At 65.5% G+C, this 17,988-nt stretch carries 19 protein-coding genes; 5 read left to right on the top strand and 14 right to left on the bottom strand.

The annotated features are described in order from the left end of the window. Window positions 1-4 precede the first annotated feature (4 nt). Window positions 5-655 carry a pyridoxamine 5'-phosphate oxidase family protein gene (locus AC07OE_RS15595; protein ID WP_495071491.1) on the bottom strand — a complete coding sequence of 217 codons (651 nt, stop codon included), beginning with the start codon at window positions 653-655 and terminating at the stop codon, window positions 5-7. Between the two features lie 115 nt (window positions 656-770). On the opposite strand from AC07OE_RS15595, the gene pdxR reads away from it, so the two are divergent. Beyond that, the gene (pdxR, locus tag AC07OE_RS15600) at window positions 771-2,225 is read left to right on the top strand and encodes a MocR-like pyridoxine biosynthesis transcription factor PdxR (RefSeq protein WP_495071492.1); all 1,455 of its coding nucleotides are present in this window, start codon (window positions 771-773) and stop codon (window positions 2,223-2,225) included. Between the two features lie 9 nt (window positions 2,226-2,234). Here pdxR and AC07OE_RS15605 read toward each other — a convergent pair whose 3' ends face one another. Beyond that, window positions 2,235-2,729: a MepB family protein gene (locus AC07OE_RS15605; RefSeq protein ID WP_495071493.1), complete on the bottom strand. Its 495-nt coding sequence runs from the start codon at window positions 2,727-2,729 to the stop codon at window positions 2,235-2,237. Between the two features lie 41 nt (window positions 2,730-2,770). Here AC07OE_RS15605 and AC07OE_RS15610 point away from each other — a divergent pair, with 41 nt between their 5' ends. After that, entirely contained in the window at window positions 2,771-4,285 is a 1,515-nt protein-coding gene (locus AC07OE_RS15610; RefSeq protein ID WP_495071494.1) for a PglL family O-oligosaccharyltransferase, read from the top strand. Window positions 4,286-4,357: 72 nt separating this feature from the next. Here the strand turns inward: AC07OE_RS15610 and AC07OE_RS15615 are convergent, their stop codons facing one another. From AC07OE_RS15615 to AC07OE_RS15630, 4 genes are all read right to left on the bottom strand, one after another. Beyond that, window positions 4,358-4,888: an RNA polymerase sigma factor gene (locus tag AC07OE_RS15615; protein ID WP_495071495.1), complete on the bottom strand. Its 531-nt coding sequence runs from the start codon at window positions 4,886-4,888 to the stop codon at window positions 4,358-4,360. A 12-nt stretch (window positions 4,889-4,900) separates the two neighbouring features. Then, window positions 4,901-5,107, bottom strand: coding sequence for a YgaP-like transmembrane domain (locus AC07OE_RS15620; protein WP_495071496.1), 207 nt, complete (start codon window positions 5,105-5,107; stop codon window positions 4,901-4,903). A gap of 84 nt (window positions 5,108-5,191) precedes the next feature. After that, window positions 5,192-6,064, bottom strand: coding sequence for an EamA family transporter RarD (gene rarD, locus AC07OE_RS15625; protein WP_495071497.1), 873 nt, complete (start codon window positions 6,062-6,064; stop codon window positions 5,192-5,194). A 107-nt stretch (window positions 6,065-6,171) separates the two neighbouring features. After that, window positions 6,172-6,696 carry an Mpo1 family 2-hydroxy fatty acid dioxygenase gene (locus AC07OE_RS15630; RefSeq protein ID WP_495071498.1) on the bottom strand — a complete coding sequence of 175 codons (525 nt, stop codon included), beginning with the start codon at window positions 6,694-6,696 and terminating at the stop codon, window positions 6,172-6,174. 100 nt (window positions 6,697-6,796) lie between these two features. Here AC07OE_RS15630 and AC07OE_RS15635 point away from each other — a divergent pair, with 100 nt between their 5' ends. Beyond that, window positions 6,797-7,519: a Crp/Fnr family transcriptional regulator gene (locus AC07OE_RS15635; protein ID WP_495071499.1), complete on the top strand. Its 723-nt coding sequence runs from the start codon at window positions 6,797-6,799 to the stop codon at window positions 7,517-7,519. A gap of 124 nt (window positions 7,520-7,643) precedes the next feature. Here AC07OE_RS15635 and gap read toward each other — a convergent pair whose 3' ends face one another. Further along, window positions 7,644-8,642: a type I glyceraldehyde-3-phosphate dehydrogenase gene (gap, locus tag AC07OE_RS15640; protein ID WP_495071500.1), complete on the bottom strand. Its 999-nt coding sequence runs from the start codon at window positions 8,640-8,642 to the stop codon at window positions 7,644-7,646. Window positions 8,643-8,674: 32 nt separating this feature from the next. Beyond that, window positions 8,675-10,750, bottom strand: a complete 2,076-nt coding sequence (tkt, locus tag AC07OE_RS15645) for a transketolase (protein ID WP_495071501.1) — start codon at window positions 10,748-10,750, stop codon at window positions 8,675-8,677. 132 nt (window positions 10,751-10,882) lie between these two features. On the opposite strand from tkt, the gene AC07OE_RS15650 reads away from it, so the two are divergent. Together AC07OE_RS15650 and speD are read left to right on the top strand one after the other, a co-directional pair. Further along, window positions 10,883-12,004: an NADH:flavin oxidoreductase/NADH oxidase gene (locus AC07OE_RS15650; RefSeq protein ID WP_495071502.1), complete on the top strand. Its 1,122-nt coding sequence runs from the start codon at window positions 10,883-10,885 to the stop codon at window positions 12,002-12,004. A gap of 14 nt (window positions 12,005-12,018) precedes the next feature. After that, window positions 12,019-12,402: an adenosylmethionine decarboxylase gene (gene speD / locus AC07OE_RS15655; protein WP_495071503.1), complete on the top strand. Its 384-nt coding sequence runs from the start codon at window positions 12,019-12,021 to the stop codon at window positions 12,400-12,402. 41 nt (window positions 12,403-12,443) lie between these two features. On the opposite strand, the gene AC07OE_RS15660 is transcribed toward speD, so the two are convergent. From AC07OE_RS15660 to AC07OE_RS15685, 6 genes are all read right to left on the bottom strand, one after another. After that, window positions 12,444-13,076, bottom strand: coding sequence for a PEPxxWA-CTERM sorting domain-containing protein (locus AC07OE_RS15660; protein WP_495071504.1), 633 nt, complete (start codon window positions 13,074-13,076; stop codon window positions 12,444-12,446). 138 nt (window positions 13,077-13,214) lie between these two features. Next, window positions 13,215-15,518, bottom strand: coding sequence for a penicillin-binding protein 1A (locus AC07OE_RS15665; protein ID WP_495071505.1), 2,304 nt, complete (start codon window positions 15,516-15,518; stop codon window positions 13,215-13,217). 79 nt (window positions 15,519-15,597) lie between these two features. Then, window positions 15,598-16,539 carry a TIGR01777 family oxidoreductase gene (locus AC07OE_RS15670; RefSeq protein ID WP_495071506.1) on the bottom strand — a complete coding sequence of 314 codons (942 nt, stop codon included), beginning with the start codon at window positions 16,537-16,539 and terminating at the stop codon, window positions 15,598-15,600. Continuing rightward, the gene (locus tag AC07OE_RS15675) at window positions 16,536-16,982 is read right to left on the bottom strand and encodes a cell division protein (RefSeq protein ID WP_495071507.1); all 447 of its coding nucleotides are present in this window, start codon (window positions 16,980-16,982) and stop codon (window positions 16,536-16,538) included. The genes AC07OE_RS15670 and AC07OE_RS15675 overlap by 4 nt, the downstream gene beginning before the upstream one ends. 25 nt (window positions 16,983-17,007) lie before the next feature. Continuing rightward, window positions 17,008-17,430 carry a thiol-disulfide oxidoreductase DCC family protein gene (locus AC07OE_RS15680; RefSeq protein WP_495071508.1) on the bottom strand — a complete coding sequence of 141 codons (423 nt, stop codon included), beginning with the start codon at window positions 17,428-17,430 and terminating at the stop codon, window positions 17,008-17,010. Beyond that, entirely contained in the window at window positions 17,427-17,969 is a 543-nt protein-coding gene (locus tag AC07OE_RS15685; protein WP_495071509.1) for a GbsR/MarR family transcriptional regulator, read from the bottom strand. Before AC07OE_RS15685 ends, AC07OE_RS15680 begins: the two co-directional genes overlap by 4 nt. Window positions 17,970-17,988: the final 19 nt, after the last annotated feature.

The raw sequence follows: 17,988 nt of genomic DNA on the forward strand, positions 1-17,988 counted from the left end.
TGCCTCAGCCTGCGCGTGCCCACGCCTTTACATAGGCCGGAGCGGCGAGGGCGCACGACGGGTCCACCACAGGCGGCATGGCCACCATGGCAAAGGGCAACACGCCGGCCCAGGCCGGGTGGGCCATGTCTTCCTCATCATCCACCGGGCCACCGCTGCGCACCTTGCAGGCGGCCTCCGCCAGCGCAATGCGCATGACCGTGGTGGCGGCGAACTCTTTGTCGTTGCCGGGGCGGGCCTCGTGCTGGCGGCCCGGGGCCAGGTGCTGCATGAAGGTGTCGAGCGCTGCGCGCTTGTCTTCCACACGCTCAAACACGCCATAGACCATGGCCGAGCGGTAGTTCATGGAATGGTTGAACGCCGAGCGCGCCAGCACCAGACCGTCCAGGTGGGTGATGGTGACGCAGGCCTGCGTGCCCTTTTGCAGCAGCTTGAGCAGGCGCCCGCCGTTGGAGCCGTGGATGTAGAGGTACTCGCCCTCGCGCCAGCAGGCCGTGGGGATGCAGTGCGTGCCTTTCTCGTCCGCAAACGCCAGGTGGCACAGGTAGGCGGCGTCGATGATGGCATGCAGGGTGGCGCGGTCGTAGCGCGCGTTTTCGGCTACGCGGCGGATGCGGGTGCGGTCGGAGGGAGCCTGGGCGGCAGTGTCGGGCACGGATTTCCTTTCAAGAGGTGGAGGGGTCAAGCGAGCGCAGAATGTAGCGCAAATGTGGCTCCAAATTAAGATCCACAAATGCACTATTTTTTAGAACCACTATTGAAATAGCTCCATGGACTACCAGTTGCTCTTTAGCCGCTTCCAGGCAGACACAGCACACGCGCGCTGGCCGCAGCAGCGCCAGCTGCACGAGTGCCTGCGCAGCGCCATCCGCAATGGCACGCTGGGCAGTGGGACGCGTCTGCCAGCCTCCCGCACGCTCGCGCTGGAGCTGGATGTGTCGCGCAACACCGTGCTCTATGCCTACGACCAGCTCGCCACAGATGGTTTCGTGCAGCCCGCACGGCGCGGCACGGTGGTGGCTTCGTTGGCGGCGGTGCAGGCGCCGAAGGCCGCAGCACCTGTGCTGCGCGCCGGTTTGTCACGGCGTTCGCAGGGCATGCCGGCCCTGCCCGGGTCGGAGATGTCCGTGGGGTTTGCACCGGGTGTGCCGGCATTGGGCAGTTTCCCCACCACGCTGTGGCGCCGCCTGCTGGACCGCGCCTGGCGCGCCTTGCAGCCCGCGCAGTTGAACTACGCCGACCCCGCAGGCGAATTGGCGCTACGCACCGCCATTGCCGACCACTTGCGTGTGGCGCGCGGCGCGCTGGTGGACAGTGGGCAGGTGTTCATTACCGATGGCACGCAGAGCAGCCTGGACCTGGTGGCCCGCGCGTTTGCCGACCCCGGCGACAAGGTGTGGATGGAGAACCCCGGCTACCAGGGCGCGCTGGCCGCCTTCCGCAGGGCGCAGCTCAAGCCCATTGGCATTGCAGTGGACGAAGAAGGCCTGGCACCCCTGGCCGGCGACTGGCTGCGGCATCGGCCCAAGCTGATCTACGTCACGCCTTCGCACCAGTACCCGGTGGGCAGCGTGCTGAGCCTGGAGCGGCGCATGGCGCTCATTGCCCAGGCGCGCAACGCGGCGGCCCTGATCATCGAGGACGACTACGACAGCGAGTTCCGCCATGAAGGGCCGCCGCTGTCCTGCATGCAGGGCCTGGCGGCCGATGCGCCGGTGCTCTACCTGGGTACCTTCAGCAAGACCATGTTTCCCGCGCTGCGCGTGGGTTTTGTGGTGGTGCCGGCGGCGTTGGCCCCACCGCTGACCGCGCTGCTGGCGCGCGCCGCCCCGCGCGGGCGCACCGCCGACCAGCTGGCGCTGGCCGAGTTCATGCGCAGCGGCCACTTCAGCCTGCACCTGCGGCGCATGCGGCGCCTGTACCGGCAGCGGCGCGATGCGCTGGTGGCGGCGCTGGAGCAACAGCTGGGCGATGTGGCCACGGTGCACGGCGGTTCGGCCGGCATGCACCTGGCGCTGCGCCTGCACGACCCCAAGGCGGACGATGTGGCCATGAGCGAGCGGCTCATGCAGCACGGCATCGTGGCGCCCGCGCTGAGCCTGCACGCGGTGGGTACGCGCCACCAGCCCTGGCGGGGCTTTTTACTGGGCTATGCGCAGGTGCCTGCCGAAACCATGGAGCCCCTGGTGGCCACGCTGGCCGCCGTGGTGCGCGGGCGGCGCTAGGCCGGGCGGCTACAGACCGTAGAGCCGCCGGGCACGGTCCAGATCCACCGCACCATCACTCAGGTCCACAAAGCAGCCGCACTGCCATTGCTGGGTCTTCTCGGCCTGGCGGCTGGCAGGCACATCCCACGGCGGGTAGACCCGCAGGGCACGCTTGCCGCCCACGCCGCCCACCGACACTACGCCGTGCTGGCGCAGCACGGCCATGGGAAACACAAACTGCCCGAGCTGTTCCCCACGGCGCGCGCTGACCACGGCACAGTCCAGCGGGTCCGCCGCGTCAAAGGGCTGGATGGGGCCGGACCCCACGCGCTGCCACAGCGTGACGAACTGCCCCACCTTGGTGGGCGTGATCTTGGCCGCGCGAAAACGCACACGCAGGCCAGCCACCGTCAACACATGGGCGCCGTAGTCGGCACTCTCGGCCTCGGCCTGTGGTGGGCTGCACGCCCAGCCCAGGGGGTGATAGAGCCGGGTGTGGGCAAGAAGCAGGTCAGGGTGCATGAAGAGAAAGTGCGTTGCGAAAGTTTGGACAATACACGCCTATGCTCCACGCTCCCTCCCCCTCCCACGCACAGCCGCGCTTTGCCACCGCGTGGGCGTTGCTGGCAGGCCTGGCCGTGGTGCTGCCCTGGATCAACCCCTTCACCTGGGGGCCTGACCCGGCCATGGTGCAAACGCTGGTGTCGGGCCTGTGCGCTGTCGTTTTGCTGTGCTGCGCCGCCTGGGGGTCACTGCCCGCCCGCACGCTGGCGCACACCGTGGCCACGGCCTGGTTGCTGGCTGCGCTGCTGAGTGCAGTGGCCGGCCTGCTGCAGTACTTCGGCCTGGCCGACGTGCGCACGGCGCCCTGGATCAATGCGGCCGACCTGGGCCAAGCCTATGCCAACCTGCGCCAACGCAACCAGTTTGCCTCGCTGACCTCGCTGGGCCTGCTGTCATTGCTGTATCTGGCGGGGGAACACACGGCGGCGGGCCAGCGCCGGCTGCGCCTGGGCAGCATTGCACTGGCCCTGACACTGCTGGCGCTGGGCAATGCGGCCAGTGGCTCGCGCACCGGGGCGTTGCAGTGGGTGCTGATCGTGGGCTTGGGCCTGCTGTGGGAGCGCAACGGCCAGCGCATCACGCTGCGCTGGAGTGCGCTGGCGCTGGGCCTATACCTGACGGCGGCGCTGCTGCTGCCCAACATCTCAGCTTCGCACGAAAGTCTGGGCAGCGGCCCCAGCCTGGGTGTGCTGGAACGGTTTCAGGAAAACTCCGGCTGCGGCGACCGCACCGTGCTGTGGCGCAATGTGCTGGAGCTGATTGCCCAGAAGCCCTGGCTGGGCTGGGGCTGGGGCGGGTTGAAGTTTGCGCACTTCATCCACCCCTACCAGGGCGAGCGTTTTTGCGAGATTCTGGACAACGCGCACAACCTGCCCCTGCACCTGGCGGTGGAACTGGGCGTGCCGCTGGCGCTGCTGCTGTGTGCGGCGGTGCTGGGCGCCGTACTGTGGGCCCGGCCCTGGCGCGACACGCTGCCCGCGCGGCAGCTGGCCTGGGCTGGGTTGGCCGTGATCGGCCTGCACAGCCTGCTGGAGTACCCGCTGTGGTACGGTCCCTTTCAGATGGCAGTGGCCCTGTGCCTGTGGCTGCTGTGGGCTACGCGCCGCGCGCCGGCACGACCCATGCATCCCACGGTAGCTGCGGCGCTGACAGCCGTGGCCGCGTGCGCGCTGCCGCTACTGGCCTATGCGGGCTGGGACTACGCGCGGGTCAGCCAGCTGTTCATGCCACCCGCGCTGCGCAGCCCCGCCTACCAAGAGGACACGCTGGAGAAAGTACGCAGCTCCTGGCTGTTCCACAAGGAGGTCCTGTTTGCCGACGTAACCACCGCCATCCCCACGCGCGAGAATGCCGCGGCGCTGTATGCCAGCGCACTGGAGACGCTGCACTTTTCGCCTGAACCCAAAGTGATTGCCGCCCTGCTGGAGAGCGCCCGTTTGCTGGGCCGCGAGAACGCCATCACCGCGCGCATCCGTGCCCAGGCGCAGGTGGCCTACCCCAATGAGCCACTGTAGTCACTTGGCATTCGCTATCAAATAAATAGCGAATAACGTAAATTTCACGGGGGCCAGAGGCCCAAATCATTCTCAATTGGCCAGTAGGTACTCACGCGTCAGCGTGCGGGCGCGGTGCAGCCGGCTCTTGGTAGCGGGCACGCTCAGGCTGAGCTGCGTGGCGATTTCGGCAATCGACAGCTCCTCAAAGTCGCGCAGCAAGATCACCTCCAAGTGCTGCGGCGGCAGTGACTGCAGCGCGCTCACCAGGTCCATGCGCAGTGCGTCGTCGCTGTGGCGCGCGGCCCAGGCATCCACCGCGGCTTCGTCCCATGGGTCGTAGGCAATGGCCAGGCGGCCCAGGCGGCGGCACTCGCGCTTCACAATCTGGAACAGCCAGCCCGAGAACGCTGCCAGCGTGCGCACCGACTGCAGCCGGCGCGCCAGCACCATCAGCGCCTCCTGCACCGCGTCGTCCACATCGCTGATCAGGCAGTGCCGCTGGGCGTAACGCCGGATGTCGGGCCGGCATACACGCAGCAGGGTGTCCAGCGCGCCGGGGTCACCGGCGTGCGCCGACACCAGCACCTGCTGGCTGGCGGCGGAGGCCATGGCGTTGCTCACGACCGCTGCACCTCAGCCCACGGGTTTGCGGCCCACCATGGCGCACATGGGGCAAAACCCCACCAACCCGGTCAGCGCCAGGCCAGCCACGCTGGCTCCCGCCACCCAGCCCAGCACACCGGGCACCAACAGCACGGCGGCCACGCCGCCACCCAATCCCACCACGACCCGTACCACGCGCTCCCCCATGGGGACATTTTTGACATACCAGGCAGACATTGCAGTTTCCTTTGATTCAAGGCTTGGGAACATTCCCACCTCCTAAGAGGCGGGCTGCAAGGGTTTGGATTCGCGGCGCTTGAATTATTTTTGCTGGCGGCTGTTCCACCAGCCTTCCAGACCGTAGACCGCGAGCGCCGCCCAGATGAGACAGAAGCCTACGGCACGGGCCGGTGCAAAGACCTCACCATACAACCACACGCCCAGCAGCAACTGCAGGCTGGGCGAGATGTACTGCAGGATGCCCATGGTGGACATGCTGACGCGCCGCGCACCCGCCGCAAACAGCAGCAGGGGCACGGCCGTGAGCGGCCCGGCCAGCAGCAGCCAGCCCAGCGTGGTGGCATCGCCCTGCACCAGGGCTCCCTGCCCCTGCCAGGACCACCAGGCCAGCAGACCCGCAGCCACGGGACTCAGCACCAGGGTTTCCAGCGTCAAGCCTTCCAGCGCCCCCAATGCGCCCACCTTGCGCAGCAGGCCATAAAAGCCGAAGGTGACGGCCAGCACCAGCGCCACCCAGGGCACGCGTCCAGCCTGCACCGTGAGCCACAGCACGCCGGCCGCGGCCACCGCCACGGCCAGCCACTGGCCTGGGCGCGGGCGCTCGTGCAGGAACACAAAGCCCAGCGCCACGTTCACCAACGGCAAGATGAAGTAGCCCAGGCTGGCGTCCAGCACATGGGCGTTTTGCACCGCCCATACGTAGGTAGACCAGTTGGCCGCCAGCAGCACGGCTGACAGCGCAAAGGCCGCCAACACGCGCGGACTGCGCAGCACTGCACCTAACCAGGCCCAGTGTTTGCGCACGGCCAGCACGCCGAGCAGGAATACCAGCGACCAGACGGTGCGGTGCATCACCACTTCAAAGGCGTTGACCGAGGCCAGCTGTTTGAAAAAGATGGGGAAAAGGCCCCAGGCCGTGTAGGCCAGGGCCGCGTACAAAACGCCAAGTTGCATGGGAGGGGAACCGGAAGGGTTGAAAGGCCGGGTCGCTAGCTTACCCGGCCTGCCCCGTCCTGCTTCAGCCTGCGGTTATGGCAGCTGACCCCAGAGAAGGATGACGTTCAAGCAACGACGCTCGCAGCGTGAACCTTGGCCACACCCAGGCGGCGGTCCATCTCGGCCTTCACGTCCAGGCGCATGTGCAGGTAGAACGCCGCTTCGGCCGTCAGGAACAGGGGGCCCACCAGCAGGCCAACCAGGTCATCCACAAAAGCGGGTTTTTTGCCCTCGAAGTAGTGGCCCAAAAACTGGATGGCCCAGCCCACCACAAACAAGCCAAGGCCCGACGACAGCCACACGGTCGTGGATTGGGCCGCGAACCACTGGCTGATCCAGACGCTTACCGCCATCTGCGCTGCCATGACCAAGCCAAAACGCACGTCCAGACGCAGATAAAAGACGGCGGACAACACCGCCAGCACCACGGCCGGCGTGACGGGCAAGCCGCCCAGCATCCAGCCGGGGCGCGCCAGCAAAATGGTGACTGCGAGCACGATCATGGGGATGCCCACAAAGTGGGTGGCCACGTTGCGCGAGTCCTGGTGGTAGGCGGCGTACTGCGTGAGGTGATCGGTCAGGGTTTTCATGCGGGTCTCCTTCTTATTGACGAAGCGCCATGATCCGCCTAGCCTTGCTCCTGCGTCTGTCAGGTACCCGACACAACGCGCGTCATCCGTACAAACCACTATGCCCGACCCGTCCGCTCTGCCCCATCTCTCCCGTTACCTGGCCGTGCTGCAGTCCGGCCGCTGGTTTGCCCAGCTGCCGGCCGAATTTGCCCAGGCCCTGCTGCAGATGGCCAAGCTGCGCACGCTGCAAACCGGCGATGCGCTGTTCCTGCGCGACAGCCCGCCCTGCGGCTTGTATGCACTGGTGTCCGGCGCCATCCGCATCTCGGGCCAAAGTGGTGTGCGCAACGATGCGCGTGAGGCCCTGCTGGTGATGCTGACGCCGCCGCAGTGGTTTGGCGAGATCTCGGTATTTGACGGCTCGGCACGCACCCACCATGCCCATGCGGCCGAGCCCTGCACGCTGCTGCAGGTGCCACATGAGGAACTACTGGCCTGGCTGCAGACCCACCCCGCGTACTGGCGCCCACTGGCCGTGTTGATGGCCGACAAGCTGCGCATGGCCTTTGTGAGCATGGAGGAGCAAACCGTGTTGCCCGCGCCGCTGCGCCTGGCACGCCGCCTGGTGGGCATGGCCCAGGGCTACGGCCAGCGCACCGAAGACGGCAGCACGCAACGCGTGCTGGCGGTCACGCAGGAGGAGCTGGCGCTCATGATCGGCGTATCGCGCCAGACCACCAACCAAATCCTCAATGCGCTCAAGGAGCGCCGCATTCTGCGCATCCAGCGCGGCGAACTGGAAATCCTGGACCTGCCGGCACTGCGCGCACTGTGCCAATAAAAAAACCCGCAACTTCAAAGGAAGGAGCGGGCTTGTTCAGGGCTACCGCAGAACCGGCTGTGCCGGGCTGCGGGTAGCGCCCCCTGCAAGGGGGAAGGCGGCAAAGCCGCCACGGGGGTGAGCCTTACTTCGCGACGACGCGAGCCATCTCGAGGACTTTGTTGGAATAACCCCATTCGTTGTCGTACCAGCTCACCAGCTTGACGAAGGTGCCGTCCAAAGCGATGGAGGCCTCGGCGTCGTAGATGGAAGTGCGGCTGTCGCCACGGAAGTCGGTAGCGACGACCTTGTCTTCGGTGTAACCCAACACGCCCTTCAAAGCGCCTTCGGATTGGGCCTTGAGCTCGGCGTTGATTTCGGCGATGGTGGCCGAGGTGTTCAGCTCCACGGTCAGGTCCACCACGGACACATCGCTGGTCGGCACGCGGAAGGCCATGCCGGTCAGCTTCTTGTTCAGCGCGGGAATCACCACGCCCACAGCCTTGGCAGCACCAGTGCTGGAAGGAATGATGTTTTCCAGAATGCCGCGGCCGCCGCGCCAGTCTTTGTTGGAGGGGCCGTCCACAGTCTTCTGGGTGGCAGTAGCAGCGTGCACTGTGGTCATCAGGCCGCGCTTGATACCGAACTTGTCGTTGATCACCTTGGCCAAGGGGGCCAGGCAGTTGGTGGTGCAAGACGCGTTGGAGATGATGGCCTCACCCTTGTAGGTGGTGTGGTTCACACCAAACACGAACATGGGGGTGTCGTCCTTGGAAGGCGCAGACAGGATGACCTTCTTGGCGCCCGCGTCGATGTGCTTCTGCGCAGTTTCCTTGGTGAGGAACAGGCCGGTGGACTCGACCACGATGTCGGCACCGACGTCGGCCCACTTCAGGTTGGCGGGGTCGCGCTCTTGCGTCAGGCGGATCTTCTTGCCGTTGACGATGAGTACGCCGTTGTCCACCGACACCTCGCCCTTGAAGCGGCCGTGCACGCTGTCGTACTGCAGCATGTACGCCAGGTAGTCAGGCTCCAGCAGGTCGTTGATGCCGACGATTTCCACGTCGTTGAAGTTCTGGATGGCGGCGCGGAACACCATGCGGCCGATGCGGCCAAAACCGTTGATACCAATCTTGATAGTCATGTGCTTCTCTCTTTAAAAACGTCGAACCAAAATTACTTCTTTGCCAACACGGTTTGCACGGTATCAGCCACGTTGTCAGCGGTAAAACCAAAGTGCTTGAACAGCACGGGTGCGGGCGCCGATTCTCCGTAGGTATCGATACCCACCACGGCAGCAGTGCCGTATTTCCACCAACCACCGGTGGAGCCCATTTCCACCGCAACGCGGGGCACGCCGGCCGGCAGCACGCTGGACTTGTACTCGGTGCTTTGCAAATCAAACGTGGTGGTGGACGGCATGGAGACCACACGCACAGCGATCTTGCGCTCGGCCAGCAGCTTTTGGGCAGCGATGGCCAGTTGCACTTCAGAGCCGGTGGCGATGATGACGGCTTGCGCCTTCTTCTTCAAACCAGCGTCTGCAGGCTCGGCCAGCACATAGGCACCCTTGCTGATGGCGTCCAGACCCGAAGCGTCTGGGGCTGCCGCGGAGTCAGCCTTGGCGATGTAGGCGATGTTCTGGCGGCTCAGCAGCAGTGCCGTGGGCTTGGCCTTGTTTTGCAGGGCAACCGTCCAGGCCACGGCAGTTTCTGCCGTGTCCGCGGGACGCCAGACGTCCAGATTGGGGATCAGGCGCAGGCTGGCCGCGTGCTCGATGGACTGGTGGGTGGGACCGTCTTCGCCCAGGCCGATGGAGTCGTGCGTAAACACGTGCACCACGCGCAGTTTCATCAGCGCAGCCATGCGGATGGCGTTGCGGCTGTAGTCGCTGAAGGTCAGGAAAGTGCCGCCGTAGGGAATGAAACCGCCGTGCAGGGCCACGCCGTTCATGATGGCGGCCATGCCGAATTCGCGTACGCCGTAGTTGATGTGGCGTCCGCCCTGGCCGGCTTCGTTGGTCACCACGTCGCCGCTCAGCGCGTCAAAGCGCAGGTTGGGCGTGCTCTTGGTGTTGGTGAGGTTGGAGCCGGTCAAATCGGCAGAGCCACCCAGCATTTCGGGCAAGGCTGCAGTGAATGACTCGAGTGCCAACTGGCTGGCCTTGCGGCTGGCCACGGTCTCGCCCTTCTGGTGCGCAGCGATCACGGTGTCCACCGCGGTCTGCACGAACGACTTGGGCAGGTCGCCCTTCATGCGGCGCACGAACTCTTTGGCCAGCTCGGGGAAGGCGGCTTTGTAAGCGGCAAACTTGTCGTTCCAGGCGGCTTCTGCGGCCTTGCCTTTTTCCTTGGCGTCCCAGTCTGCATAGACTTCCTTGGGGATCACAAACGGGGCGTGGCTCCAACCGATGGCTTCACGGGTCAGCTTGATTTCTTCAGCGCCCAAAGGCTCGCCATGGGCCTTGGAGGTGTTGGCGCGATTAGGACTGCCCTTGCCGATATGGGTCTTGCTGATGATCAGCGTGGGGCGGTTGTCGGTGCCGGCCTTGGCTTGCGCAATGGCGGCAGACACAGCGGCGGCGTCATGGCCGTCCACGGGGCCGATCACGTTCCAGCCATAAGCCACAAAACGCTGGGCGGTGTTGTCGATGAACCAGGGAGCGACCTGGCCGTCAATGGAGATGCCGTTGTCGTCGTACAGGGCAATCAGCTTGCCCAGCTTCCAGGCGCCAGCCAGTGCGGCCGCTTCGTGGCTGATGCCTTCCATCAGGCAACCGTCACCCATGAACACATAGGTGTGGTGGTCCACGATGGCGTGGCCTTCGCGGTTGAACTCTTTGGCCAACAGCTTTTCAGCCAAGGCAAAGCCCACGGCATTGGTGATGCCCTGGCCCAGCGGGCCGGTGGTGGTCTCCACGCCGGGGGTGATGCCGAACTCGGGGTGGCCCGCGGTCTTGCTGTGCAGTTGGCGGAAGTTCTTCAACTCGGCCATGGGCAGCTTGTAGCCGGTCAGGTGCAACAGCGCATAGATCAGCATGGAGCCGTGGCCGTTGGACAGGATGAATCGGTCGCGGTTGGCCCAATCAGGGTTGGCGGGGTTGTGGCTCAGGTGTTCGCCCCACAAAGCCACTGCCATGTCGGCCATGCCCATTGGGGCCCCGGGGTGACCCGAGTTGGCTTGTTGCACTGCGTCCATGGCGAGTGCGCGAATGGCATTTGCCATGTCTTTGGTATTGGGGGTGGGGGCCATGCGGGGGCAACTCCGGGGTAAGGTTGGAAACGGTGGGAAGGGTGAAAATCCCCCGATTTTACCGGGCTGCGCCAAAGGGACGTTACAAGGCGGTACCGCACGGAATTTGACCCATGGGCTATGCTTTTATGCATGAGCCTGCTTTTCACTCCCCTGCCCTTGCCATCGCCCCGCGGCGGCCTCACCCTCCCCAACCGGATCGTCATCGCACCCATGTGCCAATACCAGTCGGTCAATGGCGAAGCCACGGACTGGCACCTGATGCACTGGGCCAACCTGCTCAACAGCGGCGCGGGCCTGTTCACCATCGAGGCTACGGGCGTGCTGCCCGAGGGCCGCATTACCCCGGCCTGCCTGGGCCTGTGGGACGACCGCACCGAAGCCGCTCTGGCTGACAAACTGACGCGCGCGCGCCGACTGGCACCCCAGGTGCCGGTGTGCATCCAGCTCGCCCATGCGGGGCGCAAGGCTTCCAGCCACATCCCCTGGGAAGGCGGCCAGCTGATGGCGAAAGAAGAGGGCGGCTGGGAGACTTTTGGCCCTTCAGCGCTGCCGCAATTGCCCGGCGAAGCGCCACCCACCGAGCTCGACGCGGCTGGCATGGAGCGCATCAAGCAGGGCTTTGTGGACGCGGCCAAGCGTGCCGACCGCATGGGGATAGAAGCCATTGAGGTTCACAGTGCCCATGGCTACCTGCTGCACGAATTCCTGTCGCCCATTGCCAACCAGCGCCATGACGCCTACGGCGGCAACTTCGACAACCGCATCCGCTTTCCACTGGAGGTGTTTGCTGCGGTGCGTGCCGTCTTTGATGGCGTGCTGGGCCTGCGCCTCTCGGCCAGCGACTGGGTGGAAGGCGCCTGGGATGTCCACCAGAGCGCCGAGTTTGCCAAGCGCCTGAAGGCCCTGGGTTGCGACTTCATCCATGTCTCCAGCGGAGGCGTCTCGCCGCAGCAAAAAATTGCCTTGGGCCCCAACTACCAGGTGGACTTTGCGCGGCAGATCCGCGCGGCCAGTGGCCTCTTGACCATTGCCGTAGGCCTGATCACCGACCCACACCAGGCCGAAGCCATTCTGCAAAGCGGCGAGGCCGACCTGGTGGGCCTGGCACGCGCCTTTCTGTACCAGCCACGGTGGGGCTGGCAGGCCGCCGCCGCGCTAGGCGGCGAGGTGCAGGCCCACCCGACCTACTGGCGCAGCCTGCCGCGCGAGGCGCAAGCCGTGTTTGGCAAGGTGGCCGTGGGCGGACGCTGAGCGGCAGACGCGCCATGCAAGGACTGCACCTCACCGCCGATTTGCACGGTTGCCGCTGTGCCATGGACTGGCTGACCGACGCAGCGCCACTGGAAGACTTCTGCGTGCGTGCGGTGGAGGCCGCGGGGCTTCAGGCGGTGTCACGCGTCACACACCGCTTTCCGGCCACCGCACAGGGCCCGGGCGGTGTCACCGCCACCGTGCTGCTGGCTGAGTCCCACCTCTGCGTACACACCTGGCCGGAGCAACGCGCGGTGACGCTCGACGTCTATGTGTGCAATGTGGGCGGCGACCATTCGGCCAAGGCGCGGGGCCTGCTGGCCGCGCTGTTGCAGCTGTTTGATGCGGAGCACGTCGAGCAGCACCAGTTGCTACGCGGCACACTGCCGCAGCCATAAAAAAAGGGAGCCAAGGCTCCCTTTTTTGCGATCCGCGCAGATCAGACTTTGCGGCGCAGTGTGCGGCGGCGAGCGATGGAACCGATCAGGCCCAGACCGGCGAGCAGCATGGCGTAGGTTTCGGGTTCGGGTACTGCCGCCACGGTGGACTGCAGGAATTCCACGCGCAGGCCAGCGGGGTTGCCGCTGCCCTGGGCGTAGTTGGTGAGCACGAATTGCAACGTGTTCACACCGGCGTTGAAGCCGCTGTTGGCAGCGAAGCTGGAATATGAAGTGAAGCCGGTAGAAGTACCAATGGTCACGCCGTTGAGCTTGACGATGGCTGCGTTGTCGGCGGCGAACTGGCCGGAGAAGCTGGCGCTGTTGGCATTGAAGCCCGTCAGATCAAACGACAGCGTCCAGGAGTAGGTGCCGTTGCTCACGGGGTCCAGGGATTCGGCCTGGTTGGCAGTGGGCGTGATCCACTTGGAAGCGGCGGTGTTTCCGATCCAGGGGTTGATGGGCCAGGTGTTGTCGTAGCTCACATAGCCGTAACCATTGCCGTTGAGCACGTAATTGGTGTCTTGCGCACCACTGGCGAAGGTGCCGGTGTTCACCAGGCCAGAGATGGAGGCTGCGTGCGCAGAGAGGAAAGAGCTGGCGGCCAGAACGGCGGCAATCGCGATTTTTTTCATGGGTCTCTTGAGATAACTGGCAATCACTTGCGAGCCACCATTGTAAATATCGCCCCTGCAACCAAGGCGGCAATTTGCGCCCGCCAGAGCGTTGCCCGTGTGACTTTTTTCGCAATTCACCGCAGTTTCTGCACACACTCAGTGCACGACCGGCGCCCAGGGCGGCGCCAGGCTACCTTCCAGCGTGGGGTGCACAGCCAGTGCCGGGCTGATGGGTTGGGCGTCCATGCCCAGCGTGCGCACAAAGCCTCCGTTGGCCCATTCGCTGTAGCGCCACTCACCGTCCACGCGGTCCACACCGGCGGGGGGTTGCACCTCCTGCACGGGCACGCCCTTGAGCGCCGTGGCCATGAACTCGATCCAGGCGGGCAGGGCCAGCGCCGAGCCCGAGGCGCGCGAGCCCAGGCTGCGCGGGGTGTCATAGCCCACCCAGGCCACCGCCACCAGGCCAGGCTGGAAGCCGGCAAACCAGGCGTCTACCACGTCGTTGGTGGTGCCCGTCTTGCCATACAGGTCGGGCCGTTTGAGCGTGGCCTGGGCGCGCGCGGCGGTGCCTACGCGCGTCACATCCTGGAGCAAGCTGGACACCAGAAACGTGTTGCGCTGCGGTACGGTGCGCAAGGACTCGTCCAGCGCCTGTGCAGGGGCCTCAAACACCACCTCTCCATTGGCGCGGGTGATGCGTTTCACAAACTGCGGGGAGATGCGGTAGCCGCCATTGGCTAACACGGCATAGGCACCGGCCAACTGCAGCGGGTTGGTCGACCCGGTACCCAGGGCCTGCGTGAGGTCGGCAGGTTGGCGGTCTACATCGAAACCGAAACGGCTGGTCCAGTCCCGCGCGCTCTGGGGCGAGAGAAATTGCATGAGGCGGATGGACACCAGATTTTTGGAGCGGGCCAGCGCGGTGCGCAGGGTGATGGGGCCATCGGTGCTGCCATCGTCGTTTTCCGGCGCCCAGTCGCCCACATTCTCCAGGGGGGCGTCATTGACCAGGGTGTCGGGCTGCACACCGTTTTCGATGGCACCGGAATAGATGAAAGGCTTGTAGCTGGAACCCGGCTGACGCCAACCCTGGGTCACGTGGTTGAACTGGTTGCGGTGAAAGTCAAAGCCACCCACCAGCGCACGCACCTCGCCGTTGAGGGGGTCCATCGCCACGAAGGCCCCTTCGGTCTCGGGCCACTGCACCAGGGCCCAGGTCTTGCCCTGCTGCACCACACGCACCACCGCACCGCGGCGCACCTTCAGCTTGTTGGAAGCAGATTCCGCCAGACCACTCTGCGCAGCACGCAGACCCGACCCCTCCACCTGGACGGCCTCGCCGGAAGCCAGCACCACGGTCACGGCCTTGGGCGTGGCACGGGTGACGATGGCCAGGCGCAGGTCATCGTCGTCGTCAAAGTCGGCCAGGGCCTGGGCCACCGCAGGGTCATCGTCCTTGAGTGCCGGGGCCAAGGCCTCAAAGCCCTCGGGACCACGCCACGCCTGGCGCAGCGAGTGTTCTACCAGCGTGCGGCGCAGCGCCTTGTAGGCCGCCTGCTGCTCAGTCGCACGCAAGGTGGTGGTGACATTCAGGCCTGTGGTGTAGCTCAGCTCACCGAACTGGGCGTAGACCTGCTGGCGCACCATTTCGGCCACGTACTCGGCATGCACCTCCACATCATTGAGCTTGCGCACCACCAGCTTCTCCAGCAGCGCCGCAGCGTACTGGCCACCGTCAATCACGCCTTGCGAGCGCATGCGTCCCAAGGCCACCAGCTGACGCGCGCGAGCCCGCTCCAGGTTGTGGATGGGGTTGGCGAAATAGGGGTTTTGCGGCAAGCCCGCCAACATGGCGCACTCGGCCGCTGTGAGGGCCGACAGGGTTTTTCCAAAGTAGGTTTGCGCCGCGGCTTCAAAGCCATAGGAACGCGCGCCCAAGTAGATCTGGTTCATGTAGAGCTCCAGGATCTGGTCTTTGCTGAGCTGCGACTCGATCTTGAAAGCCAGCATGGCTTCCTTGAGCTTGCGCTCCACCGTGCGGGAACGGCTCAGGAAGAAGGTGCGCGCCACCTGCTGCGTGATGGTGGATGCGCCCTGCATGCGCCCACCAGTCACGATGGCCAGCGCCGCGCGGGCCATGCCCACGGGGTCCAGGCCATGGTGCGAGTAGAAGCGCGAGTCTTCCACCGCCAGCAGGCTGTCCTTCATCAGCTGCGGGATCTGGTCGACGCGCTGGTAGACCCGTTTCTCGGAACCAAAGCCACCAATCTCCACGCCATCGGCCGTGAGCACGCGCAGCGGCTGCTTGGGCTGGTAGTTGGACAGCGAGGAGGTGTCTGGCAACTGCGGGTACAAAAACGCGATGGCCGACAGCAGGAACGCTGCAGCGAGCACGGCAAGCACCAGGCTGATTTTCAGGACACGCATGGGCCAGGGGCCCCAGGGAATGGTTGGCATAGAGATGAGAAAGGTGAGGCCGCATTATGGGCAGGAGCCACCGCGGCCTTGTATGCAGGCTGCTGAAGCACCACCTGCGCTACGCGGGCGTCGTCAGATTTTCCAAGGTCGGCTGCAAGTCGGGGTAGGCAAACCGGTAGCCCGCATCCACCAAACGCTGGGGCACGACCCGTTGCCCATCCAGCAGCAGCTCGGCCATTTCGCCAGCAGCCCAGCGCAAGGGGGCCGCTGGCAAATGCAGCCAAACCGGCCGGTGCAGCACTTTGCCGGCCGTGCGGGCGAACTCGGCTTGGTTGACTGCACCAGGCGCCACCGTGTTGTAGACACCCTGCATGCCAGTGTCCACCAGGGCCCGGGCCATGATGTGCAGCACATCGTCGCGGTGGATCCAGCTCATCACCTGCTGCCCATCGCCCAGGCGGCCACCCAGACCCAAGCGGTGGGGCAGCAGGAGAGGCGGCAGTGCGCCACCCGGCCCCAACACCACCCCGAGACGCAGCACCACGAGGCGCACGCCCTGGTCCGCAACGGGTCCGGCCGAGGCTTCCCACTCCTGGCACAAGGTCGACATAAAGCCCCGCCCCGGCGCGCTGGCTTCGGTCAAGCGCTCGTCCCCACTGCGCACGCCGTAATAGCCAATCGCTGACGCCTGTATCCAAGTGGTGGGCTTGTGCTCGGTACGGTTCAGCCATTGCAGCAGCGACTGCGTCACGCCGACGCGGCTGGCCAGCAGCAGCGCCTGGCGCTTGGGGCTCCACCGTGGCCCAAGCACCGGGGCGCCGGCCAGGTTGACGACGGTGTCAAAGGCATCTTCCGCACCCAGCGCTGCGATGGAAGGCACACACCGGACACGCGCTTGAAATTGCTTGGTAGCGCGGGCAGGGTTGCGGGCCAGCAGGGTGACCGCGTGGCCCGCGTCCAGCAGCTGGTTCACCAATGCAGAGCCAATGAATCCGGTGCCACCGGTGACCAGCACGCGCTGGGCAGGCAAGGCCTGGAAGGGGTTGGGGGACGATGTCATGCGCGGTCCAGTCTCCAAAGCCACACCAGCGGCGGCACCATGATCAGCAAGGCAAAGCTGTCCACCGCCACATGGATCCACACTTGCGCCTGCAGCGAAAAACCGATGTCCTGCGGCGCCCACAGGGCCAGCCCGGCCAGCAGCCATGCCCAGGCCGCCGCACTGCGCTGGCGGTTGCCAATGTGCACCAGCGCCAGCATCCACAGCGCGGTGCTCTGCATGGTCGCGGCGAACAGCGAGATCCACCAGACCTGCTGGGCCCGCGCCGCTGCGGGTGCGGCGCCCGACCAGAAATACTGCTCGATGCCCAGGTGGTAGCTCTCCAGCAACGGCAACCGGGCTATCCACGGCAGCAGCACCGCCACCACCACGTGGCCAACTGCCACCGCGTACATCCAGCGGACCAGCCATGGGCGTGTGGAAGAGGGATCGTGGGTACGCATGGAAGGTCTCGAAAAAGTAACCGGGCTAGTCTTTGAAGAAGGGGTTGCCAATGGCACACGAGCCGCCGTCGCACGCGGGCGCCCGGCGGTAGCCGAGCCAGCGCGAGAAGCGGTAGCGGTTGCGCGCAAAGCCGCGGTACAGCAGGGCCAGCAGCTGGCGCAAGCCCGGCACCCGCAGCGGCCACACCAGCCAGCCCCGGCCGACCAGCGTGTAGGCAGCCAGCAGGCTGTCGATGCCCACCAACACGACGCCTTCACGGGTTTGGCTGTGCATTTCGCGGTTCAGGGCCGCCATGTCCACGCCCAGCGGGCGGGGGTCGAAGCCCGGTGCCGCGATGTCGACAAAGCCCAGAATCCCAAGGCGGTCCCAACGGCTCAGGCGCTGCATTTCTGCGGCACAGAATGGGCATTGCCCGTCGAAGTACAGCACCAGCGCGGGCGTTGTCATGCTTTGGCGTCCTTGTCAGGTCCCAGAAACTGGGCGATCTTGCCGCCGGTCTTGAGCAGGCGCTTCAAGGTGGGCGTGGGCAGGCGCTTGAAGTCGTCGTAGGCGCCCATGAAGAGTTCCATGAACTCCAGCATGCCGTCCATCTTGGCCCGGGTGCCGGCGTCCAGCAGCGCGTCGGCCTGCGACTGGGCCGCACATTCCCGCAGCACCAGCAGCGTGGGGTCCAGCTCGCGCTTCTTGCGCTCGTCCATCACCACGCGAAAGATCTCCCAGATGTCCTGGTGCGCCACATAGTGGTCGCGCCGGTCGCCGGCGATATGGGTCACGCGCAGCAGGCCCCAGCCCTGCAGTTCCTTCAGGCTGTTGCTGACGTTGGAACGTGCCACGTCCAGCGTGTCGGCAATGTCTTCGGCATGGAGGGGTTGGGCGCTGCAAAACACCAGCGCATGGATCTGCGCCACCGTGCGGTTCACCCCCCAGCGCGAACCCATTTCGCCCCAGTGCAGAACGAATTTTTGGGTGGTGGGGCTGAGGTCCATTGATTTCTCTAATTTCTGT

This window comes from Rhodoferax sp. GW821-FHT09E07, from assembly GCF_059416145.1.